General features: G+C 72.7%; 24 protein-coding genes and 1 tRNA gene. 15 read left to right on the top strand and 10 right to left on the bottom strand.

Annotated elements, in window-relative coordinates:
* Positions 1-174: 174 nt before the first annotated feature.
* Positions 175-780: an endonuclease domain-containing protein gene (locus tag KBX26_RS32135; protein WP_247680199.1), complete on the bottom strand. Its 606-nt coding sequence runs from the start codon at positions 778-780 to the stop codon at positions 175-177.
* Between the two features lie 252 nt (positions 781-1,032).
* Between KBX26_RS32135 and KBX26_RS32130 the strand changes: the two genes are divergently transcribed.
* Positions 1,033-1,173 carry a hypothetical protein gene (locus KBX26_RS32130; RefSeq protein ID WP_247675150.1) on the top strand — a complete coding sequence of 47 codons (141 nt, stop codon included), beginning with the start codon at positions 1,033-1,035 and terminating at the stop codon, positions 1,171-1,173.
* A 501-nt stretch (positions 1,174-1,674) separates the two neighbouring features.
* Here the strand turns inward: KBX26_RS32130 and KBX26_RS05365 are convergent.
* Entirely contained in the window at positions 1,675-2,355 is a 681-nt protein-coding gene (locus tag KBX26_RS05365; protein WP_374224219.1) for an IclR family transcriptional regulator, read from the bottom strand.
* A 315-nt stretch (positions 2,356-2,670) separates the two neighbouring features.
* Between KBX26_RS05365 and cysS the strand changes: the two genes are divergently transcribed.
* Together cysS and rlmB are read left to right on the top strand one after the other, a co-directional pair.
* A complete protein-coding gene (gene cysS / locus KBX26_RS05360; protein ID WP_210858031.1) occupies positions 2,671-4,086 on the top strand; it encodes a cysteine--tRNA ligase in 1,416 nt (471 codons plus the stop codon).
* The gene (gene rlmB / locus KBX26_RS05355; protein ID WP_210858032.1) at positions 4,086-5,216 is read left to right on the top strand and encodes a 23S rRNA (guanosine(2251)-2'-O)-methyltransferase RlmB; all 1,131 of its coding nucleotides are present in this window, start codon (positions 4,086-4,088) and stop codon (positions 5,214-5,216) included. Before cysS ends, rlmB begins: the two co-directional genes overlap by 1 nt.
* 51 nt (positions 5,217-5,267) lie before the next feature.
* Here rlmB and KBX26_RS05350 read toward each other — a convergent pair whose 3' ends face one another.
* Complete coding sequence (locus KBX26_RS05350) at positions 5,268-5,867, bottom strand: hypothetical protein (RefSeq protein ID WP_210864842.1); 600 nt, start codon at positions 5,865-5,867, stop codon at positions 5,268-5,270.
* A gap of 169 nt (positions 5,868-6,036) precedes the next feature.
* Complete coding sequence (locus KBX26_RS05345) at positions 6,037-7,128, bottom strand: ABC transporter ATP-binding protein (protein ID WP_030327855.1); 1,092 nt, start codon at positions 7,126-7,128, stop codon at positions 6,037-6,039.
* A gap of 340 nt (positions 7,129-7,468) precedes the next feature.
* On the opposite strand from KBX26_RS05345, the gene KBX26_RS05340 reads away from it, so the two are divergent.
* Positions 7,469-7,545 (top strand) — tRNA-Thr (locus KBX26_RS05340).
* Between the two features lie 160 nt (positions 7,546-7,705).
* Here KBX26_RS05340 and KBX26_RS05335 read toward each other — a convergent pair.
* Positions 7,706-8,362, bottom strand: a complete 657-nt coding sequence (locus tag KBX26_RS05335; RefSeq protein WP_247680198.1) for a type 1 glutamine amidotransferase domain-containing protein — start codon at positions 8,360-8,362, stop codon at positions 7,706-7,708.
* A 129-nt stretch (positions 8,363-8,491) separates the two neighbouring features.
* Between KBX26_RS05335 and KBX26_RS05330 the strand changes: the two genes are divergently transcribed.
* The 4 genes from KBX26_RS05330 (at position 8,492) to KBX26_RS05315 (ending at position 10,743) form a co-directional block, all read left to right on the top strand.
* Entirely contained in the window at positions 8,492-8,893 is a 402-nt protein-coding gene (locus KBX26_RS05330) for a helix-turn-helix domain-containing protein (protein ID WP_030327853.1), read from the top strand.
* A 35-nt stretch (positions 8,894-8,928) separates the two neighbouring features.
* On the top strand, positions 8,929-9,348 hold the full coding sequence (locus KBX26_RS05325; protein WP_030327852.1) for a VOC family protein: 420 nt from the start codon (positions 8,929-8,931) through the stop codon (positions 9,346-9,348).
* Positions 9,349-9,358: 10 nt separating this feature from the next.
* Positions 9,359-10,030, top strand: coding sequence for a DUF998 domain-containing protein (locus tag KBX26_RS05320; RefSeq protein WP_210864840.1), 672 nt, complete (start codon positions 9,359-9,361; stop codon positions 10,028-10,030).
* A 68-nt stretch (positions 10,031-10,098) separates the two neighbouring features.
* On the top strand, positions 10,099-10,743 hold the full coding sequence (locus KBX26_RS05315) for a histidine phosphatase family protein (protein WP_210864839.1): 645 nt from the start codon (positions 10,099-10,101) through the stop codon (positions 10,741-10,743).
* Here KBX26_RS05315 and KBX26_RS05310 read toward each other — a convergent pair.
* On the bottom strand, positions 10,740-11,270 hold the full coding sequence (locus KBX26_RS05310; protein ID WP_210864838.1) for a hypothetical protein: 531 nt from the start codon (positions 11,268-11,270) through the stop codon (positions 10,740-10,742). The two genes, KBX26_RS05315 and KBX26_RS05310, sit on opposite strands and share 4 nt — an antisense overlap.
* Before the next feature lie 156 nt (positions 11,271-11,426).
* On the opposite strand from KBX26_RS05310, the gene KBX26_RS05305 reads away from it, so the two are divergent.
* The 3 genes from KBX26_RS05305 (at position 11,427) to KBX26_RS32125 (ending at position 14,522) form a co-directional block, all read left to right on the top strand.
* Positions 11,427-12,200 (top strand): enoyl-CoA hydratase/isomerase family protein, encoded by a 774-nt coding sequence (locus KBX26_RS05305; RefSeq protein ID WP_210864837.1) that lies wholly within the window; start codon positions 11,427-11,429, stop codon positions 12,198-12,200.
* A gap of 63 nt (positions 12,201-12,263) precedes the next feature.
* Entirely contained in the window at positions 12,264-12,854 is a 591-nt protein-coding gene (locus KBX26_RS05300; protein ID WP_210864836.1) for a hypothetical protein, read from the top strand.
* A 78-nt stretch (positions 12,855-12,932) separates the two neighbouring features.
* A complete protein-coding gene (locus KBX26_RS32125) occupies positions 12,933-14,522 on the top strand; it encodes a protein kinase (RefSeq protein ID WP_307857750.1) in 1,590 nt (529 codons plus the stop codon).
* Between the two features lie 71 nt (positions 14,523-14,593).
* On the opposite strand, the gene KBX26_RS05290 is transcribed toward KBX26_RS32125, so the two are convergent.
* The 4 genes from KBX26_RS05290 to KBX26_RS05275 all read right to left on the bottom strand — a co-directional run bounded on the left by KBX26_RS05290 (position 14,594) and on the right by KBX26_RS05275 (position 18,607).
* A complete protein-coding gene (locus KBX26_RS05290; protein WP_030327845.1) occupies positions 14,594-15,037 on the bottom strand; it encodes an HNH endonuclease in 444 nt (147 codons plus the stop codon).
* A 212-nt stretch (positions 15,038-15,249) separates the two neighbouring features.
* Positions 15,250-16,458, bottom strand: a complete 1,209-nt coding sequence (locus tag KBX26_RS05285) for a hypothetical protein (RefSeq protein WP_051708116.1) — start codon at positions 16,456-16,458, stop codon at positions 15,250-15,252.
* Positions 16,459-16,525: 67 nt separating this feature from the next.
* The gene (locus KBX26_RS05280) at positions 16,526-18,073 is read right to left on the bottom strand and encodes an FAD-dependent oxidoreductase (protein WP_210864835.1); all 1,548 of its coding nucleotides are present in this window, start codon (positions 18,071-18,073) and stop codon (positions 16,526-16,528) included.
* Between the two features lie 45 nt (positions 18,074-18,118).
* Complete coding sequence (locus KBX26_RS05275) at positions 18,119-18,607, bottom strand: MSMEG_6728 family protein (protein ID WP_030327842.1); 489 nt, start codon at positions 18,605-18,607, stop codon at positions 18,119-18,121.
* 95 nt (positions 18,608-18,702) lie between these two features.
* Between KBX26_RS05275 and KBX26_RS05270 the strand changes: the two genes are divergently transcribed.
* The 4 genes from KBX26_RS05270 to KBX26_RS05255 all read left to right on the top strand — a co-directional run bounded on the left by KBX26_RS05270 (position 18,703) and on the right by KBX26_RS05255 (position 25,430).
* Complete coding sequence (locus KBX26_RS05270; RefSeq protein ID WP_051708115.1) at positions 18,703-20,688, top strand: TrkA family potassium uptake protein; 1,986 nt, start codon at positions 18,703-18,705, stop codon at positions 20,686-20,688.
* Positions 20,689-20,778: 90 nt separating this feature from the next.
* Entirely contained in the window at positions 20,779-23,628 is a 2,850-nt protein-coding gene (locus tag KBX26_RS05265; RefSeq protein ID WP_210864834.1) for a BTAD domain-containing putative transcriptional regulator, read from the top strand.
* Between the two features lie 30 nt (positions 23,629-23,658).
* Positions 23,659-24,648: a daunorubicin resistance protein DrrA family ABC transporter ATP-binding protein gene (locus KBX26_RS05260; protein WP_030327839.1), complete on the top strand. Its 990-nt coding sequence runs from the start codon at positions 23,659-23,661 to the stop codon at positions 24,646-24,648.
* Positions 24,645-25,430 carry an ABC transporter permease gene (locus KBX26_RS05255; RefSeq protein WP_210864833.1) on the top strand — a complete coding sequence of 262 codons (786 nt, stop codon included), beginning with the start codon at positions 24,645-24,647 and terminating at the stop codon, positions 25,428-25,430. Before KBX26_RS05260 ends, KBX26_RS05255 begins: the two co-directional genes overlap by 4 nt.
* Positions 25,431-25,448: the final 18 nt, after the last annotated feature.

Below are 25,448 nucleotides of genomic sequence, written 5' to 3'. Positions count from 1 at the left end.
GGGCTGGTCCGTCGTCCCGGGCCTGGTCTGTCGTCTCGGCGTGGGGCGTCGTCCCGGGCTCGCCTGCCGGGGGGCGCCTACCTGGCCTCGGTCATGATCGACTCGGGTTTCTTGAAGGCGCGGTGTCGGAGCCTGAGGGAGGGCGCGGTTTCCGGAAACCCGAGATGATCCTGGTCATCTGGATGATGCCGGTCGCCATCCGCGGCTGACCAGCGCGTCGCGCACCTCTCGGAGGACCGCCGGAAAATCGCCGTACAGCCGTCGACTGGTCACGTGCAGGACCAGCCAACCCGCGGCGACCAGCTGATTGAGTCGGCGGCGGTCGCGGTGCAACTGCTCCGCGTCGGAATGCCACGTCCCGTCGTACTCGACCGCCACCCGATACTGCGGCCAGGCCAGATCGGGGTGCAGGACAACCCCGACGGGCAGACGTATCGGATGTTGAACCGCCGGACGCGGTAGCCCGCCCAGCACCAGCCGCACGCGAAGGTGCGACTCCGGCGGAGACTCGGCTCCACCGTCGGCCAGGTCGAAGACCCAGCGTGCCCGTCGTCCACCGGGCCGATCGGCATTGCGGGCAGCGATGGCGTCCAAGGTGTCGCGCCCGGTCAGACCCTGCCCGAGCAACGAGTCGACGATGGCGACCGCCCGGACGGGGTCGAGCCAGACAGCCGTCTCCCAGGCGGCCCGCCCGGGGTCGGACCGGGGGATCGGCAGATCGCGCTCGCTGGACCTGAGCGGGCTGGCCGCCGACCACCCATCGCCCGCGCTCGCCGTCATGACACCCCCTGCGCGGGCGGACACTGCGGCCTGGCGGGACAGCAGCGGTGCTGGCCGTGGCGACATTCGGCCGACAGGTGGTCGCCCTGCTCCCGTCGGTCGCGTCACATCACGTGGACGTCCAGCGCCCGACGGACGCCCCGCATCTGGCGGTTGCCCCGCGCCTGACGGTCGTCCCGGGTCGGGCGTTGGCCCCGCGCCTGACGGTCGTCCCGGGTCGGGCGGTGCCACGAGCGGGGTGATGGTGTTGACGTGCACGCTGAGGCCACGCTGTGGACCGACCCGCAGCGATCGGGGCACGAGGACGTGCACGTCGTCGGTGAAGCTCGCGGCGTGGTGGACGCCGTGCAGGTAGGCGGCCGACGGACCGCCGACCACCACTGCCTGCGGTAGGCGGAGGAGGGCGGCGCGACACGCCAGGGCGTGGTCGCGGTCCAGCCGTGCGTCGGCGTAGATGTCGTGGCGCAACCGCACCCAGGCGGAGTTGCGCAGCTGATGTTCGGTGAGCAGGCCTTCCCGGACAGCGTCGGAGCCGCGGAAGACCTGCCAGGTCAGGGCATCGGGGCGATGCGGACGTGGTGGCATACCGAGCAGACTGCCGACCACCGAGCGGCCCTCGAAACCCCTGTGGACAACCCGGCCTGCACCTGCCGCCGGACCTGTGGACAACGGCGACTCCGCCTGCCGATCGTGCTATGGCAACCGGCCATATCCGCCGACCGAGGAGTCACCGGCCGGATCCCACCGACCGATGAGGCACCCGGGGCCGCTGATGGGCGACGATCCACTCGCGTTCCTGAAAGTCGGGCGGTCGTTGGCCATGGGATACCGCGACTTCCGTGAACCCGAGTCGATCACGCCCGAGGCCGGGCGATCCTGGCCGGCGAGCCGGGGTCAGCTGAGGGCGGTGGTGATGGCTCGGGCGGCGGCCAGCACCTGAGGGCCGATCGTGTCGACGTCCAGCGGGGCGAGCGCGACCACGCCGACGCTGGCCTCCAGCCCGGGTACGTCGAGCACCGGTGCGGCCACCCCGTACGCCCCGGCCTGCAACTCTCCGCTGCTGCTGACCGCCTCTGCCACCCCGGCTCGCCCGGCCAGGATCGCCCGGCCCGCCGCTCCCCGGTCCAGTGGATGCCGCGCCCCGGCCCGGTACGCGACGTGGAACGACGTCCAGCTCGGCTCCACCACGGCCAGGGCGACACCCTCTCCACCTTCGACGACGGTCAGGTGGGCAGTGGCGCCGGCCTGCTCGGCGAGGCGACGCAGCGCGGGCAGCGCACCCTCGGCGAGCAGCGGCTGGGCCCGCCGGGCCAGGTGCAACAACCCGGCCCCCAGGCGCAGCCGACCCTCATCGTCGCGGCGCAGCATGCCGTGCCCGGTCAACGCACTGACCAGCCGGTAGACGGCTGCCCGGCCGATGCCGAGCCGATTCGCGGCCTCGGTGACGGTCAGACCGCCAGGAGCGTCGGCGACCAGGTGCAGCAGCCGCAACCCCCGGTCCAGCGTCTGCGACGTCTCCCCGCCACGCGCGGCAACCCCGTCGGCCCGCCCCAGGCCCGCGTCGGCCCGCGCCAGGCCCGCGCCGGACGGCGGGGCAACCGCATCGGCCCGCCCCGCGCCCGCATCGGCCCGCCCCGGGCCGGTGGGAGGCGGCCCCGCGCCCGCGTCGGCCCGCCCCAGGCCCGCGTCGGCCCGCCTTGCGCCGGTGGGGGTCGGCCCCGCAGCCGCGTCGGGCCGCCTCGCGTCGGCGTCAGCCGAATCGGGGGCGGGGGCGGTGGGGTTGGCTGGCAGGTCACCGGAGCCACCGGAGCGTGCGGTCGCATCCACGCCTGGCAGCGTACGACCCGGCACCGGCCGACTCGGACAGGCGCGGACAGCTACCCTTGTACGGTGACGCTACGCCTGTATGACACTGCCACCCGATCGGTGCGGGACTTCGTCCCGCGGGAAGCCGGCAAGGTGGGGGTTTACCTGTGTGGTCTCACCCTTCAGGCTCCGCCGCACATCGGTCACCTTCGTTCCGGGGTCAACTATGACGTGCTGCGTCGTTGGTTGATGGCCGCCGGCTACGAGGTCACCTTCATTCGCAATCTGACCGACATCGACGACAAGATTCTGGTCAAGGCGGGCGAGCAGGGGCGTCCGTTCTGGTCGATCGCGTACGCCAACGAGTTGCTGCTCGCCCAGTCGTACCGGTCGTTGAACGTGCTGCCGCCCACCTATGAGCCGCGCGCCACCGGGCACATCCCCGAGATGCACGAGCTGATCACGAAGTTGATCGCCGACGGGCATGCGTACCCGGCGAGTGACGGCTCGGGCGACGTCTACTTCGACGTGGCGTCCTGGCCGGCGTACGGGTCGCTGTCGGGTCAGTCTCCGGACGCCATGCAGTCCGCCGGGGACGCCCCGGATCGGGGCAAGCGGGATCCGCGCGACTTCGCGCTGTGGAAGGGCGCCAAACCGGACGAGCCGGCGGACGCCTACTGGCCGTCGCCGTGGGGGTTGGGCCGTCCGGGTTGGCACATCGAGTGCTCGGCGATGTGCTGGCGCTATCTCGGCCCGGAGTTCGACATTCACGGCGGTGGCCTGGATCTGACGTTCCCGCACCACGAGAACGAGATCGCCCAGTCCAAGGCGGCCGGGTTGCCGTTCGCCCGGTACTGGGTGCACCACGGGCTGTTGAGCATCGGCGGGGCCAAGATGGGCAAGTCCGCTGGTAACGCGTTGGGCCTGGCGTACGTGGACTCGCTCGGGGTGCGGCCGGTGGAGCTGCGCTACTACTACGCCGCCGCGCACTACCGCTCGGTGATCGACTACTCGGAGGATTCGCTGCGGGACGCGGCCACCGCGTACCGACGGATCGAGGGTTTCGTGCAGCGGGCCGCCGAGCGGGTCGGTGCCGGGCAGCTCGGTGAGCTGCCGGCGGGCTTCGTCGCGGCGATGAACGACGACCTCAACACGTCCGCCGCGCTGGCCGTGCTGCAACAGCACATTCGGGACGGCAACACCGCCCTGAGCGCCGGCGACGATGTGACCGTCCGCACCACGCTGGCCGTGGTGCGGGCAATGCTGGATATCCTCGGGATCGACCCTCTCGACCCGGCCTGGACCGGCGGCGGCCCATCGGACGATCTTCGTGCGGTGGTGGACTCCCTGATCGCGCTGGCCCTGGAGCAGCGTGCGCAGGCGCGGGGCCGCAAGGACTGGGCCGCCGCGGACGCGGTGCGTGACCAGCTCAAGCTGGCCGGCGTGGTGGTCGAGGACACCCCCCAGGGCCCCCGTTGGACTATTGGAGAGCAGGACTGATGGCCGGCAACTCGCAGCGCCGTGGCCGGCGACTGACGTCGAAGGCGACCGCCCCCAAGGGCTCTGGTGGCAAGAACAAGGACTCGTTGGCCGGCCGGGGTCGCACCCTGCCCGCTGACGAGCGGCCGTGGCACAAGGGCTACTCGGGCACCGAGAAGCTGCCCCAGCGCACCGCCTGGAAGCAGGACAAGGAGCGCCGCGCGGCAGCCGAGGAGGGGCGAGCCCCCAAGATCGGGCAGCCCGGCAGCAAGGACACCACCTGGGGCCGGGGCGGCGGTCGGGGGGTGCCGGCCGGTCGGGGTGCCACCGGCGGGCGGGGCGGCAAGCCCACCGGGCGGTCCGGCCCCCGGGTGACGCCGGGGCGCAAGTCCAACCCGTCCAAGGACACCCCTGAGCTGCTGGTCGGGCGTAACCCGGTGCTGGAGGCGCTGCGCGCCAACGTGCCGGCGACGGCGCTCTACACCGCCCAGGGCATCGACATGGACGACCGGGTCAACGAGATCATCCGGACCGCCGCCGACCGGGGCATCGCCAACCTGGAGATCAGCCGCGCCGAGCTGGACCGGATGACCGGCGGGGTGCTGCACCAGGGCGTCGGTCTGCAGGTGCCGCCCTTCGCGTACCAGCCGTTCGAGGACATGGTCGCCGCCGCCCTTGAGCAGCAGGCTCCGCTGCTGGTCGCGCTGGACGGTGTCACCGACCCGCGCAACCTGGGCGCCGTGATCCGGTCGGCTGCCGCGTTCGGCGCGCAGGGTGTCTTCGTACCGGAGCGTCGTGCCGCCGGGATCACCGCGACCGCCTGGCGGACCAGTGCCGGCGCGGCCGCGCGGGTCCCCGTGGCGCAGGTGACCAACCTGACCCGGTCGCTGAAGGCGTGCCGCGACGCCGGCTTCATGGTTGTCGGCCTGGACGCCGACGGCGACACCGACCTCTACAACCTGGAAGCCGCTGTCGGCCCGCTGGTGGTGGTTGTCGGTTCCGAGGGGCGCGGCCTGTCCCGCCTGGTCGGGGAGACCTGCGACCTGACCGTCAGCATCCCGATGATCTCCGAGGTCGAGTCGCTCAACGCCAGCGTGGCGGCGGCGGTCGCCCTGGCCGAGGTCGCCCGTCGGCGCTCCGTCGAGCTGTAGCGCACGTCCACGAAGGCCCCTTTCCGCCGCGCGCGGGAGGGGCCTTCGTGCTCAGATCTGCCGGGTCCACGCGACGAAGAGCAGCGCCCCGGCAAACGCCATCAGCAGCACTGTCGGGAGCAACCAGAGCGGGCCGCGCTCGCCCTCCAGGCGTCGGGTCAGCCGCTGGTGCACGGCGGCGATGCCGATCAGGGCGGCCAGCCCGGCGGCGGCCATCGGCAGGCCGACCAGGAAGTGCGCCAACCAGGCGCCGGCCCGGGTCGGACCACCCCAGGAGTTGTCGTACGGCCCCGGGTCCACCAGGCCGTACAGCACACCCCGCAGCACCATCAGCAGCTGCACGCCGAGTGGCAGCAGGGCAACGGCACCCACCAGCAGGCTGAGCAGCGCGTGGCCGAGCACCGCGACGGTGCCGGGCCGCCGGCCGGGCACGGCCGTCGATGGCATCCCGAGCAGTCCGGTACGCAGGGCTCGCCAGCGTGTGACGGCGGCGTCGGCTCCGCCCAGCGGGGCGGTCACCAACGTGAGGACGGCGACCGGGATCAGCGTCGCGCAGTAGGCGAAACTCCGGCCGGCCAGGCGAACCACCTGGTACGGCCGGGAACGGGCGGTCGGCTGGTGGGCAGCGGGTCGGGCGAGATCGGTCGGCACGGCAGGTCCTCCGGTTGGGGGTTGCCGTGACGGTAGGGGAACGGCCAGCCGTGCCGAGTCACCCCGAAGAGCCACCTGCGCGCTGGCTCCCGGGGGTGAGGCGCCACCGCCGGTACGACGAAAGGGGCGGCCCGCCGAAGCGGACCGCCCCTTTCGGTACGGCGTTACGTCAGATCCGGCTGCCGGTGGCGGCGTGGAAGACGTGGCTGCGACCGGCGACCGGCTTGACGAACACGGTGTCACCCATGTTCGGCATGTTGCGCCGGTCGGTGCGGACGACGAAGCGCTCCGAGTTGCCACCCAGCGCGGCGTGGCCGTAGACGTTGGCGTCCGAACCGAGGTCCTCGACCAGCTCGACCACGACCGGCATGCCGCCCTCGGTCGGGCTGACCAGCTCGCAGTCCTCCGGGCGGAAGCCCACGGTGACCTTGCCGTCGCCACCCTCGGCGCGGGCCGCCTCAACCTGCTCCCGGGTCAGCGGGATGTTCAGCTCGGCGAACTCGGCGCCCCGCTCGTTCAGCGGAACGGTCTTGATGTTCATGGCGGGAGAGCCCATGAAGCCGGCGACGAACACGTTGGCCGGGGTGTCGTAGAGCGCCCGCGGGGTGTCCACCTGCTGCAGGACACCGTCGAGCAGCACCGCGACCCGGTGACCCATGGTCATGGCCTCGACCTGGTCGTGCGTGACGTAGACGGTGGTGACGCCCAGCTTGGCCTGCAGGGACGCGATCTGGGTACGGGTCTGCACCCGGAGCTTGGCGTCGAGGTTCGACAGCGGCTCGTCCATGAGGAAGACCTGCGGCTCGCGGACGATCGCCCGGCCCATCGCGACACGCTGGCGCTGACCACCGGAGAGCGCCTTCGGCTTACGGCTGAGGTACTCCTCCAGCTGGAGCAGCCCGGCCGCCTCCTTGACCCGCCGGTCGATCTCCGACTTGGAGGTCTTGCGCAGCTTCAGCGCGAACGCCATGTTCTCGTACACCGTCATGTGCGGGTAGAGGGCGTAGTTCTGGAAGACCATCGCGATGTCGCGGGCCTTCGGGGGGAGGTGGGTGACGTCACGCTGGTCGATGTAGATCGAACCGGCGTCCACGTCCTCCAGGCCGGCGAGCATCCGCAGGCTGGTGGACTTACCGCAACCGGAGGGACCGACCAGGACGAGGAACTCCCCGTCGCCGATCTCGAGGTTCAGCTCGTTGACGGCGGGACGCTCTTGGCCCGGGTAGATCCGGGACGCCTTGGAATAGGTGACCGTAGCCATGGTGAAGCGCTTCCTTTCACCGGCAGGAACGTGCCGGACGATCCGAGTGAAGGAGCGACCGGCACGTGTCCGTGCCGGTCAACGGACGGCGGCCCGGTCGCGGGGGCGCCCGGTCGTCGTCCGTGTGAGTGAACCGTAAACGCGTTTACCCGTGCTGCCAAGGCGGGGGGCCGCCGAGCCCACCAGGCGGGCTACGCATTCCGGTCACTCGGGCACGGTCAGACATCAATCGACGCCACGGCGAACCGGTGTGCGTCGGGTTGTTGACGATTCCCGTGGTCGGGAGGCCTCGCGATCGGGATATCCGGACGTCAGTCGCTATGCTGACCTCGACGCACGCGCCCCTGTAGCTCAGCTGGCCAGAGCACTCGCCTTGTAAGCGAGATGTCGCCGGTTCGATCCCGGCCGGGGGCTCCAATTCCATCAGGCATTTCCCGATGGGCACTGCCACGAGTCGACCAGTTGACAGCAGCGGCACTCACGACAGTTTCCCGTCGAGCTTGCCGCGGGCCTTCCCGCCTGCCGCCCGAGCTGCGTGCCACCGGCCCGCCAGGCGACTACCGGATCCGACCGGCGCTCAGGCGAGCAGCTTCACCACGGCCGCGGCCACGGCGCGGGCGGACTGTGGGTTCTGACCGGTCACCAGGCGGCCGTCGACCACCGCGTGCTCGGTGAAGTCCGGTGCCGGTACGTGCTGCGCGCCAGCCTCGGTGAGCTTGTCGGCGAGAAGGAAAGGCACCTCGTCGGTGAGGCCGACGGAGGCCTCCTCGCTGTTGGTGAAGCCGGCCACCCGCTTGCCGGCGAGCAGCCGGGAGCCGTCGGTGAGGGTCAGGTTCACCAACGCCGCCGGACCGTGGCAGACGGCCGCCACCACGCCGCCGCGCTCGTAGACCGAGCGGGCGATGCGGGCCAGGTCGAGGTCGTCGGGGAAGTCCCACATGGTGCCGTGACCGCCGGCGAAGAGGATCGCGTCGTACCCCGCCGGGTCGACGTCGGCGGCCCTCGGGGTGTCCGCGACGCCGGCGGTGGCGAGGAAGTCGTTCTGGGTGCTGTCGTTCTCGTCCCGGCCGTCTACCGGCGGCTCGCCGCCGGCCACGGACACCAGGTCGACGTCGTAGCCGGCGGCCCGGAACACCTCCCACGGCTCGGCGGCCTCGCCGACGTAGTAGCCGGTCGAACGGCCGGTGCGGCCCAGCTCGGAGTGACTGGTCAGGGCGATGAGTGCACGAGTCATGCCCTCCATGCTGGCGTGGCCGGTCCGTCCCGGCCATAGGCCGATGTCACAACGGAGACGGGTTTGAACGCCGGCTCACCGGGTCGGCGGTAGCCTGGGCCCGGCAACGGGCGAGCGAGGCGGGGGCCGATGAGTCGCGCGGTGGAGGAGTCGAACCGGGCGATGCTGCGCGCCCGGGACGCGATGGACCGGGCGTACGCCGAGCCCCTGGACATCCCGGCGTTGGCCCGGATCGCGCTCGTCTCCGAGGCGCACTTCATCCGTACCTTCCGGGCCACCTTCGGCGAGACTCCGCACCGCTACCTGCAACGCCGCCGGGTGGAGCGGGCGATGGCGTTGTTGGTGGAGACCGACCGGGACGTGACGGATATTTGTTACGCCGTCGGCTTCGGCAGCCTCGGCACGTTCAGCCGGACGTTCCGGCAGATCGTCGGCGAGTCGCCCACGGATTTCCGGCGTCAGCGCGTCGCGCCGGCCAACGTGCCGTCGTGCTTCACCAAAGCCTGGACCCGACCCAGCAGTTTTGGATAAGCCGCAGGTCACGCCCAACCTCTAGCGTCATGGGCATGACGATGAACGCGATCAGCCGCTCCCAGATCTACGTCCTCGACCAGGACGCCGCGCTTGACTTCTACGTCAACAAACTCGGCATGGAGGTCAACACCGACCAGGACCTCGGTTTCATGCGGTGGTTGACCGTCAACCTGCCCGGCGACCCGGAGCGGGAGATCCTGCTGGAGAAGCCGGGGCCGCCCGCGCTGGACCCGGCCACCGCCGAGCAGGTCCGCGAGCTGCTCACCAAGGGTGCCCTCGGCGGGTACCTCTTCATGACCACCGACGACGCCCGCAAGACGCACGAGGATCTGGTGGCGAAGGGCGTCGAGATCACCGACGAGCCGACCGAGCGTCCGTACGGGATCGACTTCGGCATCCGGGACCCGTTCGGAAACAAGATCCGCATCGGCCAGATGTTCCCGCGGGCGTAGGGGGCGGACGATGAGTCAGGCCGCGTCTCTTCCACTGGTCCGGCCGGCGGCTGTCGGCCGGGACCGGGCACTGCTGATCGGCGGGATGCTCGCCGGCCCGATCTTCGCCGGCTCGGCGATCGCGCAGGCGTCGACCCGGGACGGCTTCGACTTTCGCCGGCACCCGGTGAGCGTGTTGAGCACCGGCGAGCTGGGCTGGATCCAGATCGTCACGTTCCTGGTCAGCGGAGTGCTCTGCGTGCTGGCCGCCGGGGCGCTGCGCCGCCGTGCCGGCGACGGTGACCGGTCGGTCTGGCTGCCCCGACTTCTCGCGCTGTACGGCCTGGGCCTGGTCGGGGCGGCGATCTTCAGCGCCGACCCGGCCGACGGGTTCCCGGTCGGCACGCCTCGGGGTGCCGGTGAGATCAGTTGGCACGGGGGCCTGCACTTCCTGGTGGCGGCGGTCGCCTTCGGGTCGCTGATCGCGGCGACGGTGCTGGCGGCCCGTCGGGCCGCACGGCACGGGGCGCGCGGTCGGGCCGCGTACAGCCTGGTGACCGGGGTGTTCTTCGCGGTGGCCTGGGTGACGCTGATCGTCCGGCCGGCACCGGCGGTAATGGTGGCGTTCGGCTTGGCGGTGTCGGCCGGTTGGCTGTGGGTGTCGGTCACCTTCGCGCGAGCGGCATCCGGTCGGACCGACTGAACCGACGTGTGCGGGGCCGGGAGGCACGGGGTCGCGACCGTGCCTCCCGGTGTGTTGAGGTGTCAGCCATGGCGACGCGACTGCTGTACCTGACCAGACACGCCGAGCAGGACCTGTCCGAGCTGAACGGCTCAACCGCCGAGGAGCCCGACACCGGCCTGTCCGAGCGCGGTCGGCAGCAGGCCACCCTGCTCGGCGAACGCCTGCGCGGCCGCCGGTTCGCCGCCGTCCACCACGGGCCGCTGCGCCGGGCCGCGCAGACCGCCGCGCTGATCGCCACGTCACTGCCCGATGTTCCGGTGTACGAGACGGAGCTGGCCGGTGACCACCTTCCACACGACACGGACCCGACCGACCTGCCGCCCGCGTACGCGACATTCCTGGCCCAGTTCTCGGCGGCCCAGCGGGTCGACGGGCCGCAGGTGACGGCGGCGGCCGTGCGGCGGTTCGCCGGTCCGGTCACCGGGGCGACAGCCGGTGACGAGCCGGTCCGCGAGCTGGTCGTGACGCACACCTTTCTGATCGGCTGGCTGGTGCGGCACGCCCTCGACGCGCCGGAGCAGCGGTGGCTGGGCTTGAACTCGCACAACGCGGGTTTGACCGTGATCCGGTACAGCCCCTCCGGCCCGCCGAACCTGATCGCCGTCAACGACGTCGCCCACCTTCCGGCGGAGTTGCGGGGCACCGGCCTGCCCCCGGACTACCTGGTCTAGGTGCCGGTGGCCCGCAGCAGCAGCTTGACCAGGGCCTGCGTAGCCGGCGGCGGAGGCCCCTCGGCCGGGCAGTCGGCGTACCCGGTTTCGGTGCTGCCCACGGTGAGGCGGTAGTGCATCACGTCCGCGCAGTTGGTAGCGGTGGTCGGTTGCCCCGCCTCGGCGGCGAGCCGGGGGTCGGCGGCCAGAGCCGTCAGGCTGCCCAGGTCGGCGGGGGTGAGCCGACCGGTGCGCCGGCTGCCGGCCCGGTCCACAGCGGTCCACCGACCGTCCGGCTCGACGGTCACGACGTCGCCGCGGCCCGCGAAGCCGCCCGAACTCCGCAGCGTCACCTGGGCGGCTGCGGCACTGGCGGCCGTGGGGGTGGAGCCGGGCGTTGAGGTGCCGGCGGTCGGGACGGTGGCCGTCGGGGCGGGGGTGTCCGGTGGAGGATTTCCGGCGGTGCCGGCCCGGTCGGTGCTGGTGCACCCGGCCAGCAGGGCGACCAGTAGCGCGACTGTGACGCCGGTTCTCGAGGTGGCTCTCATCCCCGTCGGACGCGCGGCCCGCAGCGTCGGTTCCCCGTCGAGGGCCTCCTCCAGAGGGCCGTCATCGATCCCGTGCCTCGCTCGGTTATGGCAATCTTGGACAGTTTCCGTTAGCGCGTAACGGAAACTGTCCAAGATTGACCAGCGGATGAGGAGGTGGGCGTGTCGGATGCGGAGTTGACAGTCGAGGTGACCGGACCGGTCGCGACAGTGGTGATCCACAACCCGGCTCGGCGCAACGCGATGACCGCGGCCATGTGGCGTCAGCTCCCCGAACTGCTCGACCGGCTGGAGCCCGACCCCGACGTACGGGCGTTGGTGCTCACCGGTGCCGGTGACGCCTTCTGCGCCGGTGCCGACCTCGGTGACCTGGCCGAACTGTTGGACGCCGGTGACACCAGCATCGCGGTGGCCGCCGAGGAACGGCTGGCCCGATTCGCCAAGCCGACGGTCGCGGCCGTCCGGGGCGCCTGCGTCGGGGGTGGGGCACAGCTGGCGATCGCCTGCGACCTGCGGATCGCCGCTGACGACGCCCGGTTCGGCGTACCGCCGGCCCGGCTCGGGCTGGTCTATCCGGCGCCGACGACGCGCCGGCTGGCCCGGCTGATCGGTCCGTCCGCCGCCAAGCATCTGCTGTTCACCGCCGAGCTGATCGACGCCGAGCGGGCGCTGCGGATCGGCCTGGTCGACGAGGTGCTGCCGGCCGACCGACTCGCCGCGCGGGTGGACGAGCTGACCGCGACCATCGCCCAGCGTTCACCGGTGAGCATCGCCGCCGCCAAGGAGATCATCGACGATCGGGCCGAGCCCGCGCGGATCGCCTGGTGGCACCGGAAGGTGACGACCACGGGCGAGGCCAGGGAGGGTGTCGCGGCCGTCGCCGAACGCCGTACGCCCCGCTTCGCCTGGCGACCACCGACCGGCGACTGACCGCGTTTCAGCTTCCCGCGTCGATGGGTAGTCCCCGCTCCACACGGTGATCGAGGGTCCACTATGGACACATTGGCGACGCCACCGGAGCGCACCGGACGGGGAAGACGTCGAACTGGTCCGGTTCTCGCCGTCGTGCTGCTGGTCGTGGTGGTCGGCGGGCTGGTGATGGGCAGCGCGGTGGGCGGTGCGGACACCGGCATCTTCGACGGCGACCCGCCGCGCTGGGCGAGCACCTTCGGCGCGGCCCTGTGTCTGCTCGGCCTGGGCGTCGAGATCGTGGCGATCGTGTGGGCCGTACGCACCGGCCGGTATCGCGCCAACCGTCGACAGTCACCGCTGACGACGCTCAGTTGGTCGCGCCGCCGACGGTTGGGGCGGCAGGTTCGGCGCGGCACACCCGAGCCCGGCGAGGACCCGGCCCTCCTCGTGGAGACGGCCCGTCAGGCCATCGCCCAACGTTGGTTCGTGCTGGTCATCGCCGGGTTGGCGATGACGGGTGCCGGTCAGGCGTTCCTGGGGTTCGCGCCGTTCCACGTGGTGATCGGTGGGCTGCTGGTGGTGATCTGGGCCGTCCTGATCGTGCTGGTCCTTCGGGCTGCCCGCCAGGGGGAGGCGTTCCTGCGGGCCAACCCGGATCTCGGCGGGCGATAGCCGAAGCCCGCGTCCAATCATCGCGATACCTCGATCCCGGGTGGCCCCACGCCGGGCCGGTACGGCAGGCTGTCCGTCGTGCAGCGTGATCAGTTGCTTGCGGGCCGCTACCGGCTCCTGGAGCGTCTCGGCAGTGGCGGCATGTCGGCGGTGCACCGGGCGTACGACGAGGTGCTCGAACGGGACGTGGCGGTGAAGGTGCTGGTCGCCTCGGACAGCAACGCCGGACAGCGGATCCGGGGCGAGGCCAAGGCGGCGGCCCGGCTGTCGCATCCGCATGTCACCAGCGTCTACGACTACGGCGAGTCGACGCTGGAGGGTGTCGCGGTCCCGTTCGTGGTGATGGAGTTGCTCGGCGGTCACACCCTCGAACACCGGTTGGTGGTCGGTCCGTTGCCGCCGCGCGCCGGGTTGCGGGTGTGCGCCGAGGTGGGCTCGGCGCTCGCCGCCGCGCACGAGCAGGGGTTGGTGCACCGCGACATCAAGCCGAGCAACGTGATGCTCACGCCGACCGGGGCGAAGGTGCTCGACTTCGGCATCGCGGCAGCCGCCGGCGCGCCGGAGATCGACTTCGAGGGGCGGCTGCTGGGCACACCGGCGTACCTGGCACCGGAGCGGTTGCTGGCCGGCGAGGTGCTGCCGGCCAGCGACGTGTACGCCCTCGGCCTGCTGCTGCACCGGGTACTCACCGGCCGACTGCCCTGGCCCGCCGACGCGCAGACCGGGATGCTCCGCGCGCACACCCACGTCGAGCCGGACCCGCTGCCCCCGATCGACGGCGTGCCGCCCGAGGTGCACCGGCTCTACCGCTGGTGCCTGGCTCGCGACCCCGCCGACCGGCCGTCGGCAGCCGACGCGGCCCGCATCCTGCTCGCCGCCGCCAGCGCGGCCGCACCCGCAGTGGCCGCCGTCGAACCAACGGCGACCAGCGCCGATCCGACCAGCGCCAGTCCGACCAGCGCCGATCCGACCAGCGCCGATCCGGCGACCGCGACGTCGAGCAACGCCGGGAGGGCCAGCGCCGGGACGGGCAGCGCCAAGCCGAGCAGCGCCAGGCCGAGCAGCGGCTCGGCGGTGCCGGTGCGGCGTCCTCCGTGGCGTCGGGGCCGCGCCATCCTGACCGTCGGCGGGGCCGTTATCGCCGCGGTGGCGCTGGCCGGGTCGCTCGGCGACTCCAGCAACCGTCGGCCCGGACAGGGCGCCGCGCCGGCCGGCAGCGGCCCGGGCACCACCACGGTGGGGATGCCCAGCACCGAGGAGCCGACCGACCCGGTCGACGTCGGGCCGTCCGCCGTACCGCGGACCAGGAGCACCGCCACCGCCGCCCGGACCGGCCCCCCGACCGGTCCGGGCGGAACAGTGGCCCCCGGCCCGACCGCCACCACTGGAGTCCCGACCCCGACCCCGACCACGGTCGCGCCGACTCCCACCCCCGGCGCTGGGGTACCCGTCGCCGGACGCGGCGGGACGGTCACCGTCCGCTGCGTGGGGAAGACGGTCGAGGTGCTCGCGGTGACGCTCGCGCCTGGCTTCCGGGCCGAGGCGTACGACCCGGGGCCGGCGAAGCAGATCGTTGTCGGGTTGACCTCCACCGAGCACCGCAGCGAGATCCGGGTGCAGTGCCCCGGTGGTCACCTGAGGTCGACGGTCAAGGAACGCGACGTCTGAATGGGGGGCCGGCGGGTGCCGCGCCCAGGACGTACCCGGGCCGCGGCCCCCCGTTCCCGCCGGCCGGTCCATCACCGCCCGGCCAGCACCCCCCAGCCCGGGTTCACGGGCTCCCGGCGCAGCGGCATGCCCGCCTCCGCTGGCGTCCGGTCCCCCTTGCGCTGGTTGCAGGCGTAGCAGGCGGCCGTGGTGTTCCGCCAGGTGTTCCGGCCGCCGCGTGAGCGGGGCAGGACGTGGTCGACGGTGGATGCCGGCCCACCGCAGTACGCGCAGCACCGGTCGTCGCGGCGCAGCACACCGGCGCGCGACCAGGCCGGCCCGGAGTTGAACCTCCACCGGGTGACCACGTAGCGGACCAGCCGCACCACCCGGGGCATCGGGAAGACCCCGATCACCCGGTCCGGCTCGGCCTCGTGGATCTCGGCCACCCGACGGCAGAGCATTCGGACGGCGTGTTGGACGGTGACCCGGTGCAGCGGGCCGAGGTCGGCGTTGATGACGAGAACGGCGTCCACCGGGACTCCTTTCCGGTTGGTGGCGGACAGCAAGAAGCCGCCCGGTCCAGTGGTCGGACGGGGCGGCTCGGCACGTACGGGTACGCGTCAGTCGGGCCGGCCCGCCCGGGGACCTTCCGCTCGGCAACCGTCACCGGGCAGCGTCGACGGCACGGTGGTGACGTGCGACATCGTCATGTGCTGCTCCCGCGGTGGTGGTTGACAGTGCGCGCTCACGGTAGGTCGACGCGGGAGACCCGGGCAACGTATTTCGATCGGCCGGTGTCTTCGGGTCGCCGCTGGCGGCGGGTGCGGGGTGCCGCTTTCACAGCGACCCGGGCGGTGGTCAGCGGCCGGTTCAGCCGCAGGGCCATCCTGGTGGTGAGTTCGCTGTCCAGCAGCGGCCGGTTGACCTCACCGGCGACGGCCAGGGCGGGCCCGGAGACCGAGCGCCAGATCGCGGCCAGCCCGGCGCCGAGGCCCACCAGGGCGACGGTGGCCCGGGTGGTCGGTGAGCCGGCGGCCGCGGCGGCGCTCACCCCGACGACCGCGAAGAGCACCAACAGCAGGGGTACGAGCACCGGCCAGAAGATGCCCCGGGCGGCCTGCGCCACCAGCCGCCGGTCCCGGATGATCAGGTTTCTGGCGATCACCGCGTAGTCCTCCTCGTCGAGCAGGTCGCGCGGGTGCAGGCCGCCGGTGAGCACGTCCCGCCAGAGGTCACCCTGGCCGCGTAGGGCCCGGCTCAGCGCGGCCGGCGTCGGCTCGGTCGGGTCGCCGTGGCCGGCGCGGTCGACGGCGCTCGCCCAGTCGGCCAGCGACCGGCGCACCACCGCGGCCGAGTATGGCGGCAGCACGCTGGCCAGCTCGTCCAGCCACCGGCTGATCTGGACGTGCCGGCCGCCGAACTGCCGCAGCAGCTGCGTGACATCACCGGCCCGGACGGTGTCGGCCACTGATCGGCCCAACCGGTAGGCCAGCCCGACCCGGTGGTTGGCGGCCATCGCCCAGCGCAGCACCTCCACGTTGAGGTCGTCGAGGGCGAGCAGCAGCGGCACCGGGTCGGCGGGGTCCGGCTGGCCCGGGTCGGGTAGCAGGGTCCGGGCGGCCGAGGTGTCGGGCACCGGCCCGGTGTGCCGGGTGAGTTCGACGATCTGGGCCACCGCGACGTCCACCCCGTCGAGGTACATCCGCATCCGCCGGTGCGCGGACATCTCGGTGAGGTTGGAGAGCTTGGCCGGCGGTACGGCGGGGCGGGTCTCCGCGAAGGCGCGGGGCTGCGCCTGCTGCCCGTGGTGGTAGGCGTCCGCCATCCACCAACCGAGCCGCAGCGCGGTGACGATGCAGGCGCGCTCGTCGCGGATCAGCGGGTACGTGTCGTCGCGGCCGATCTCGTCGATCGACGAGCCGTGGTCCGCGCCGGCGCGGTGCAGTGGTGACATCTCCCGCTGCCCTCCCGCCCGGCCGATCGACGGTTGATCATTCGAGCGTACGGCAGCGTGCCGGGGCTTATGTGGTGTTTTGTCGATTCAGCCTGCCGGCCAGCAGCCCACGCGGCCGGATCGAGCGCACCGGCTCCGCGGCGGCGCCCTCGGCCCGCAGGATGTGGTTCGCGGCGATGATCCCGGTCGCGGCAGAGCGTTCCATCAACGCGCTCGGGAAGTCCGTGGCGATGCCGTCCCCGGCCAGGTAGACGCCGGTCGCGTCGGTGCGTACCCCCGGCCGCCAGGAGTGGCTGCCCGGCGTGAAGGCAGGCGCCTGCGCCTCCACCCGCGTGCGCAGCTCGCGGACCCGCAGGTCGCCGGCCTCCGGCCAGAGCGCGACCAGCTCGCGGCGCATCCGCTCGGCCAACTCCTCGGCCGGCACGCCGGGTTCGCAGGCGTACGCGTGCAGCTCGATGACCGACCCGCCGGTCTGCCGCGCCCAGCGGCGCGACTCGTTCTCCAACCGGTGGTAGAGCGTCACCGAGTCCAGAGTGGGCTGCCGGGACACCCCGCTGAACACCGCGCGCTCGGCGGCGACGTCCCCGTCACACCAGTACCGGGCCACCGCGTACGGCGGACCGGGGGTGCCGAAGGCGGGCATCCGTGCCGCCAGCTCGGGTGCCCGCTCGGCCAGGTCCGGCGAGGCCGCGACCAGTGCGGCGAGCGCCGGTGGGTCGACGGCGAGCACCACGTGGCCGGCCGGGTGGCTGCCGCCGTCGGTGGTGGTCACCCGCCAGCCCTCGCCGTCGTGGTGCACCCCGGTGGCGGCGCAGTCGGTGAGGATCCGACCGCCGTGCTTCTCCACGTACCGGGTCAGCGGCTGCCAGATCGCCGTGGCGTAGTCCTCGTCAGGGCAGTCGAAGGCCAACCCCTCCGGGTTGCCGAGCAGGTAGAAGTGGAACTGGGCGACCATCTCGGCCGCCGACATCTCCGCCTCGTGGTTGAAGAACGAGTGCGAGAAGACCTCGAACAGCATCGCCCGCGCCCGGTCCGGCAGTCGCAACGACGCCAGCAGCTCGTCGGCGGTGGTGTCGTCCAGGTCGGCGTAGGTGCGCACCGGGTCGTAGCTGAGCAGCGGCAGCGCGGCGTCCCGATCCATCACCCGCAGGTCGGCCAGACGCAGGCTGGGGCTGCGCAACAGCAACGCGAGCAGGTTCGCCGGTGGGGCGGGCGGCAGCTTGCCGAACTCCTCGGTGGGCCACTGCTCGCTGAGAATCGGGTAGCCCGGAATGGCCTTGAGGAAGCCCAGATCACCGTCGACCCGGCGGAGGATGGACCGCCAGTTGTAGTACTGCCGGAAGAACGCGTGGAAGCCGTGCTCGTTCTGCTGGCTGCCGTCGGCGAGCGCCTCCGGCCAGGCACCCAGTCGACCGCCCAGCGTGGGCGCCGCCTCCAGCACGGTGACCGCCACACCCCGTTCGGCGAGCACCACCGCCGCCGACATGCCGGCGATGCCGCCACCCACCACCAGCGCCGTGGTCGGTCGCGGCACCCGGTCGGCGCCACCGCCGCCCGGGTCCACCAGGTGCTGCCGTACGCCGATCAGCCGACCTACCACTTGCGACAGCGCCATGGGCCCAGTCTGCCCCACCTGCGGCCCAACGGCCTGTTCAGAGCCCTAGTCGGTCGGCAGGCATCGGCGGGGGCGGTCGGAGGCGGGCCAGACGTACTCCAGATCGTCTGGCACGTCGTCGCCGAACAGTGGGCGGTAGTGCGCCGGGTCCTTGCGCAGCAGCGACGAACGGTGACTCAGGTGCAGGTCGTCGCGGCCCAGCCAGGGTGGCAGCTCACCGGCCTCGGCCAGCTCGTCCTGGGTCCGGATGACACCCGGCCCGCAGGCGGCCGTGAGGTCGACGGTCATCGTGGTGGCACAGGTGTCGGCCCGCCCCGGCTCGGTCCAGACCGCGCACATGTCCAACCCGTAGCGGACGAGCGCCTCCTCGTACCCGGCCCACATCTTGACGGCCGGGTGGTTGCGCCAGCCGTACCCGGGTCGGGTGAGCCCGCGCAGCACCTGGATGGCCTCCACCCGCTGCTTGCCCAGCCGCTTCTGGTCCAGCGTGCGGGCGCTGGCCAGAAAGCCCGGGTACGGGAGGAACGTCTGCATGGCGCTGCTCTACCCGCCGTCGGAGTGGGCATGCCTGGCTCGGGGATGATCCGGACAGGGTCGCCCAGCATGGCCGTGCTGATTACGATCCGGGCATGGCGGAGCCGTGGCGGGACCGGGCGCGACGGGCGGTCGAGTGGAACTGGCGGCTGCGATCCGTCGGTGATCCGCGCCCGCACTACGTGATCTGCGGGAAGGACGCCCTCGCCTACTACGTGGCTCGGGCGATGCTCGAATCCGACCTGCCGGCCGGTGGGGCCCGGGTCACCGTCGTGGTGCCGGAGCGCTACCGCAGCAACGGGCCGGACGTGGCCGGGCTGCGTGGGGTCCGGGTGGTCCGCTCGGACCGGCTGGACGTGGACACCTTCGAGGCCGCCGGTCTGGCCGGGGCTGCCGGGTTGGCCCTGCTGAACCAGGACGACGTCGGCAACCTGCACGCGGCGCTCTGCGCGCAGGCCGTCGACCAGCGGGTCCGCCAGGTGCTGCGGATGTTCAACGGCACCCTCGCCGACGGCGTACGCAAACTGCTGAAGGCGCCGGTCGAGGTGCTCTCCGACGCCGAGATGGCCGCGCCGGCCTTCGTGGCCGCCGCGCTCAACGAGGTCGACCCCAGCTCCTTCCAGCATCGGGACAAGACGCTGCGGGTGGCGCGGCGAGCCGACGTCCGACCGCAGGACGTGGTCTGCGCGTTGGCCCACCTCACCGAGGCGCAGGGCGTGGAGTTGCTGCCCGCCGAGCAGGCCGGCGCGGACCTGGTGCTCGCCGAGGCGACCGGGCAGCCCCCGGGCACCGAGGTCGCCGCCCGTCGGCTGGTCCGCGCGCGCCGGCGGCGTCGTCCGGTCGCTGTGGTGATGGGAGCGGTTCGCGGCTTCGCCACCCGCAAGATCGGCGTCGCGGTGATGGCGGTGCTCGCGCTGATGGCGGTGCTGGGGGCGCTGATCTCCCGGGCCGAGGACGTCTCCCCGTTGGAGGCGCTGTACCTGACGCTGGTCACCACCCTCAGCGGCGCCGACCCGGACACCACCAAGGCACCGGACGCGCAGATCATGCAGGTGGTGCTCAACCTGGCCGGGTTGGCGCTGATCCCGCTGATCACCGCGGTCGTGGTGGACGGCATCGTCAACGCCCGGCTGGCCCTGCACACCGGCCGGCTGCAACCGGCGCGGGTCGGGCACGTGGTGGTGATCGGCTTGGGCAACGTCGGCACCCGCGTGATGGCGCAGCTGCGCGAGTACGACGTCGAGGTGGTGGCGATCGACAAGGCCCCGGAGCCGCGCGGTGCGGCACTGGCCCGCCAACTGGAGGTGCCGCTCATCGTCGGCGACGCCGCGTTGCCGGAGACGCTGGTGGCCGCCTCGGTGGCGGACTGTCAGGCGCTGGTGGTGGCGTCCACCGACGACGTGGCCAACCTGGAGGCAGCGCTCGCCGCTCGCGACCTCCGCAACGACCTGCGGGTGGTGCTGCGGTTCTTCGACGGTGACTTCGCCGAGCGGGTGGAGGAGACCTTCGCCCTCGGGGTGTCCCGGTCGGTCTCCTACCTGGCCGCACCGGCCTTCATCGGGGCCCTCACCGAACGCGCCGTGATCACCACCATCCCGGTCGACAGGCACGCGCTGCCGGTCGCCGAGGTGCCGGTCGCCGCCGGCTCCGAACTGGACGGCCGGCCGCTGGACGTGGTCAACCGGGACGGGCAGGTCCGGTTGATCGCACGCACCCCGGCGGGCGGTGCCAAGACGATCTGGTGGAAGGACCTCGACCCCCGACAGGTGATCTTCGCGGGTGACCGGCTGACCGTTGTCGCCCGGCGGCGCGGGCTGGACTGGCTGACCCGGCAGTGCGCCCCGCCGGCCCGACCGGGCCCGATCCCCCGACCGGCCGGGGCGGTCCACGGCGGGGTGCACGCCACGGCGGCGGCACCCCCCTCGGTGCCGGGCCCGACCGACTCCGAGGTCGCCGCCTCGGCGCCCGGCGCGGCGCATCCCGTTCCTGCCGCCGGGGAGGCGCCCTGGGCGACCAACGGCGACCAACCCGACGGACGTGAGCTGCCCCTCCGGAATGACGGCACCCGCGAGGAGGGCTGACGCCATCCCGACGCGGGCTGAGCCTCCCGATCCGTGAGGTCGGCTGGTCGGGCCGTGGGAACCGGCCGGCACTGCGCGACAATCCATGGCATGCGTTTCCGCATCCTGGGGCCGACCCAGGTGGTGCTTGCCGACGGGCGCGAGGTCCCCGTCGGCGGTCCGCGGCTGCGCACCCTGCTGGCGCTGCTCCTGCTCGACGCGGGCCGGGTGGTCTCCGCGGAACGGCTGATCGACGGCCTGTACGGGGAGCATCCGCCCCGGGGAGCGGCAAACGCGTTGCAGTCCCAGGTGTCACGGCTGCGCCAGGCCCTGCCCGTCGGGCACGACCCGGTCGAGTTCCACCCGGCCGGTTACCGCCTCGCCGTGGATCCCGACGACGTCGACGCGTACCGGTTCGAAGGGCTCGCCGAGGCGGGACGCCGCGCGCTCGTCGACGGCGACTGGAGCCGGGCGGCGGCCCTGTTGCGCGAGGCGCTGGAGCTGTGGCGAGGCCCTGCGCTGGCCGATGCCATCGGCGCCTCCGCGCAGGCCGCCCGGTTGGACGAGCTGCGGTTGGCCGCCGTCGAGGACCGGGTCGAGGCGGACCTGGCGTTGGGCGCGGACGGCGCACTGATCGCGGAGCTACGGGAGTTCGTGGTCGCGCATCCGTTGCGGGAGCGGGCGCGTGGTCAGCTCATGCGGGCCCTGGCCGCAGTGGGTCGGCCTGCGGAGGCGCTGGCCGAGTTCGAGGACGCCCGGCAGATCCTGGCCGAGCAGCTCGGCGTCGACCCGTCGGCGGGGCTGGCCGCGATCCACCTGGCGGTGCTGCGCGGTGCGGAACGCGGGTCCGCCCAACCGGTGCTACCCGGTCAACTCACCACCTTCGTCGGGCGGGAGGAGGAGCTCAAGCGCGTTGGCGAACTGCTCGGTGAGCGCCGGCTCGTCACCCTCACCGGCCCCGGTGGCGCGGGCAAGACGCGCCTGGCGATCGAGGCTGCCGGACACGTCGACGGGGAGGTCCGTTTCGTCGAACTGGCCGGGCTGGCCGACGGTGCGGACGTACCGCAGGCGGTGCTGAGCGCGCTCGGCCTGCGCGACGCGGGTCTGCGCGCCTCCGCCGAGCCGGGCCGGCACCCCACCGACCGGCTGGTCGAGGCGCTCGCCGAGCGGCGACTGCTGCTGGTGCTCGACAACTGCGAGCACGTCATCGCCGACGCCGCCCGGCTGGCCGCCCGGTTGCTGGGCGCGTGCCCGACGCTGCGGGTGCTGGCCACCAGTCGCGAACCGCTCGGGCTGGCCGGTGAGGCGTTGTGCCCGCTCTCCGGGCTCACGGTGCCACCGCCGGGCGCGTCCGCGCTGGACGCCGACGAGTACGCCGCCGTCCGCCTCTTCGCCGAGCGGGCCACCGACGTCGCACCCGACTTCACCGTCACGGCTGCCAACGTCGACACGGTGCTGCGGATCTGCCGCACCCTCGACGGCCTGCCGTTGGCGATCGAGCTGGCCGCCGCCCGGCTGCGCGCGTTGCCCGTCGCCGAGGTGGCCGCCCGCCTCGACGACCGGTTCCGGCTGCTGTCGATGGGCAGCCGGGCGGCGTCGCCCCGGCACCGCACACTGCGGGCCGTGGTCGAGTGGAGCTGGGACCTGCTCGGCGACGCCGAACGCCGACTGGCCCGCCGGCTGACCGTCTTCGCCGGCGGCGCGACGCTGGAAGCGGCCGAACGGGTCTGCGGCCTGCCCGGCGGGGAGTTCGTGGACGCGCTCACCGGCCTGGTCGACAAGTCCTTCGTGGAGATGTCCGGCGGCCGGTACCGGATGCTGGAGACGGTGCGGGCCTTCTGCGCCGAGCGTCTCGCCGACGCGGGCGAGGCCGACGACCTGCGTCGGGCGCACACCGCGTACTTCCTGGAGTTCGCCTGGACCGCCAGCGACCACCTCCGGCGCGCCGAACAGCTGCACTGGTTGCGACTGCTCGACGCCGAGCGGGACAACCTGCACGCGGCGTTGCGCCGGGCCACGGCCGCCGGTGACGCGTCCGACGCGGCCGGGATGGTCGCCGCCCTGTCGTTCTACTGGTGGCTGCGCGGCATGCGCGGGGAAGGGGCCCGGCTGGCGGCCGACGTCCTCGGTGTGCTCGGCCCCGAAGCGCCTGCGGGGCTGCGCGAGGAGTACACGCTCTGCGTCTACAACGCCTCGCTCGGTGGATCGGGGCCGCTGGACTCGCTGACGACGCAGCGTTCCGTCATCCGCAGTCTCGACCGTCCGCCCCGGCAACCCTTCCTGCTGTATCTGTCCGGGATCTCGGCCGGACCGCCGTCCGGCGGGTCCGAGCACGTCAACGAGCTGATGCGGGAGCTGCGGCGGCTGGTCGGCTCCGACGTGTGGATCAACGCGCTGGGCGCGATGGGCAGTGGCTCGGCGCAGATGTGGAGTGGCCGGTGGGACCAGGCCGCGACGGCACTGGAGACCGCACTCGACGGCTTCCGGCAGGCCGGGGACCGCTGGGGGTCCATGATCACGCTGGGCGTGCTCGGCGAACTCGCCGCCTGGCGTGACGATCCGGAAGCGGCGGGTGCACACATGGACCAGGCCATGAGATTGGCCGAGGAACTCGAATCGACTGTCGACCGGGCCGACATGCTGCGTACCCGGGGCGAGATCAGGCTGCGCGCCGGTGACCTCGGCGCCGCGGGCGACGACTTCGCCGCCGCCCTGCTCCTCGCGCAGCGCAGCGGCGCACCGGAGTTCGTCTCCGGCGCCCGGCTCGGCCTCGCCCAGGTTGCCCGGCTGCGCGGTGACCTGGCCGAGGCGAGGCGGTTCTGCGAAGCGGCGCTGACCGGCGGACTCACCGGCTGGTACGTCGGCGACGCCACCCGTACGGAGATCATGTTCGTTCTCGAACAGATCACCGAGGCGGAGAAGGCCGGCCCTGGTGCGCCGCCGTCAGCGGAGCGTGCGTGACCCGTCAGCGAGCCACCGCACGGTGGGGGCATGACGACATTCGACGTGGTGGCCGAAGGGCTGGGTAAGCGCTACGGCCCCACCCGCGCGCTGGACACCTTCCACCTGGCCGTGCCGGCCGGCACCGTGTACGGGCTGCTCGGCCCCAACGGCGCGGGCAAGACGACGGCGGTACGGATCCTCACCACGCTGCTGCGCTTCGACAGCGGCACCGCCAGCGTGGCCGGGTACGACGTGCTGCGCCAGCCCGACGAGGTGCGCGCCCGGATCGGGCTGACCGGGCAGTACGCCGCGGTGGACGAGACCCTCAGTGGTCGGCAGAACCTGGAACTGTTCGGCCGGCTGTTCCGGCTCGGCCGAGGGGCTGCCCGCCGACGCGCCGACGAACTGCTGGAACGGTTCGGGCTGAGCGAGGCGGCGAACCGGTCCGCGGGCGAGTACTCGGGCGGGATGCGCCGCCGGCTGGACCTCGCCGCCAGCCTGATCCGTACCCCTCGGGTGCTCTTCCTCGACGAGCCGACGACCGGCCTGGACCCGCGCAGCCGCAACCAGGTGTGGGACCTGGTCCGGGGCCTGGTCACGGACGGGACCACGGTGTTGCTCACCACGCAGTACCTGGAGGAGGCCGACCAGCTCGCCAACCGGATCTCGGTCATCGACGCCGGGCGGGTGGTCGCCGAGGGGACGCCGGACGAGCTGAAGTCGATGACCGGCGGCGACCGGATCGAGGTGGTGGTCCGCGACCCCGCCGCCCTGACCCGGGCCGCCGGCGTCGTCGCGCCGATCTGCGGTGTCGAGCCCGCTGTCGATCCGGAGATCCGGCGGCTCAGCGTCCCGGTGGCCGACCGGGTCGCCGGGCTGGTCGACGTGGTGCGGGCGTTGGACGACGCCGGGATCGCTGTCGAGGACATCGGTCTGCGGCGCGCCACGCTGGACGAGGCGTTCCTGTACCTGACCGGGCACCGGCCCGACGAGACCGGCGAGCCCGTCGGCGCCGGACGAAAGGCGGGAGTGGCATGACCACGGCGATCACCGACGGTTGGACGATGACCCGGCGGAACATGCTCCACGTGGTCCGCGCGCCGGAGGAACTGATCCTCTACTTCTCCCTGCCGATCATGTTCGTGCTGGTCTTCGGGTACGTGTTCGGCAGCGGCATGCAGGTGGCCGGCGGTGGCAACTACCGCGAGTTCCTGCTGCCCGGCGTCTTCGTGATGACGATGCTGTACGGACTCGGCGCCACCGCGACGGGCGTGGCGCTGGACCTCAGCCGGGGCGTCGTGGACCGGTTCCGGTCGATGCCGATGGCCCGGTCCGCCCTGATGACCGGTCGCAGCGCGGCTGACCTGCTGCGCGCGTTGCTGGAGATGTCCACCCTGCTGGTCTGTGGCCTGCTCGTCGGATGGCAGTGGCGACTCGGGGTGGGCAAGGCGTTGCTCGCCGTCGGGCTGCTCCTGCTGCTCCGGGTCGCGATCACCTGGGTCGGGATCTACCTGGCGTTGCTGGTCCGCAACCCGGACACGGTCGGCGTGATCGTCTTCCCGGCCGCGTTTCCACTCACCGCGATATCGAACGTCTTCGTGTCGCCCGAGCTGATGCCGTCGGTCATCGGTGCGATCTCGGAGTGGAACCCGCTGTCGGCCACCGTCGCGGCGATCCGCGAACTGTTCGGCAACCCGGGCCTGGGCGGCGACTCCTGGCCGGCGGAGCACGCCATGCTGCTGGCGGTGCTGTGGCCGGTGCTGCTGATCGCGACCTTCGCCCCGCTGGCGGTGCGCCGCTACCGGCGGTTGAGTCGCTGATCGAGGACGTGACGGGGG

This window comes from Micromonospora sp. C97, from assembly GCF_018070385.1.
Classification (GTDB): domain Bacteria; phylum Actinomycetota; class Actinomycetes; order Mycobacteriales; family Micromonosporaceae; genus Micromonospora; species Micromonospora parva.
The sequence above is the reverse complement of the archived record's forward strand: the minus strand, read 5'-3'. Positions and strand labels throughout refer to the sequence as shown.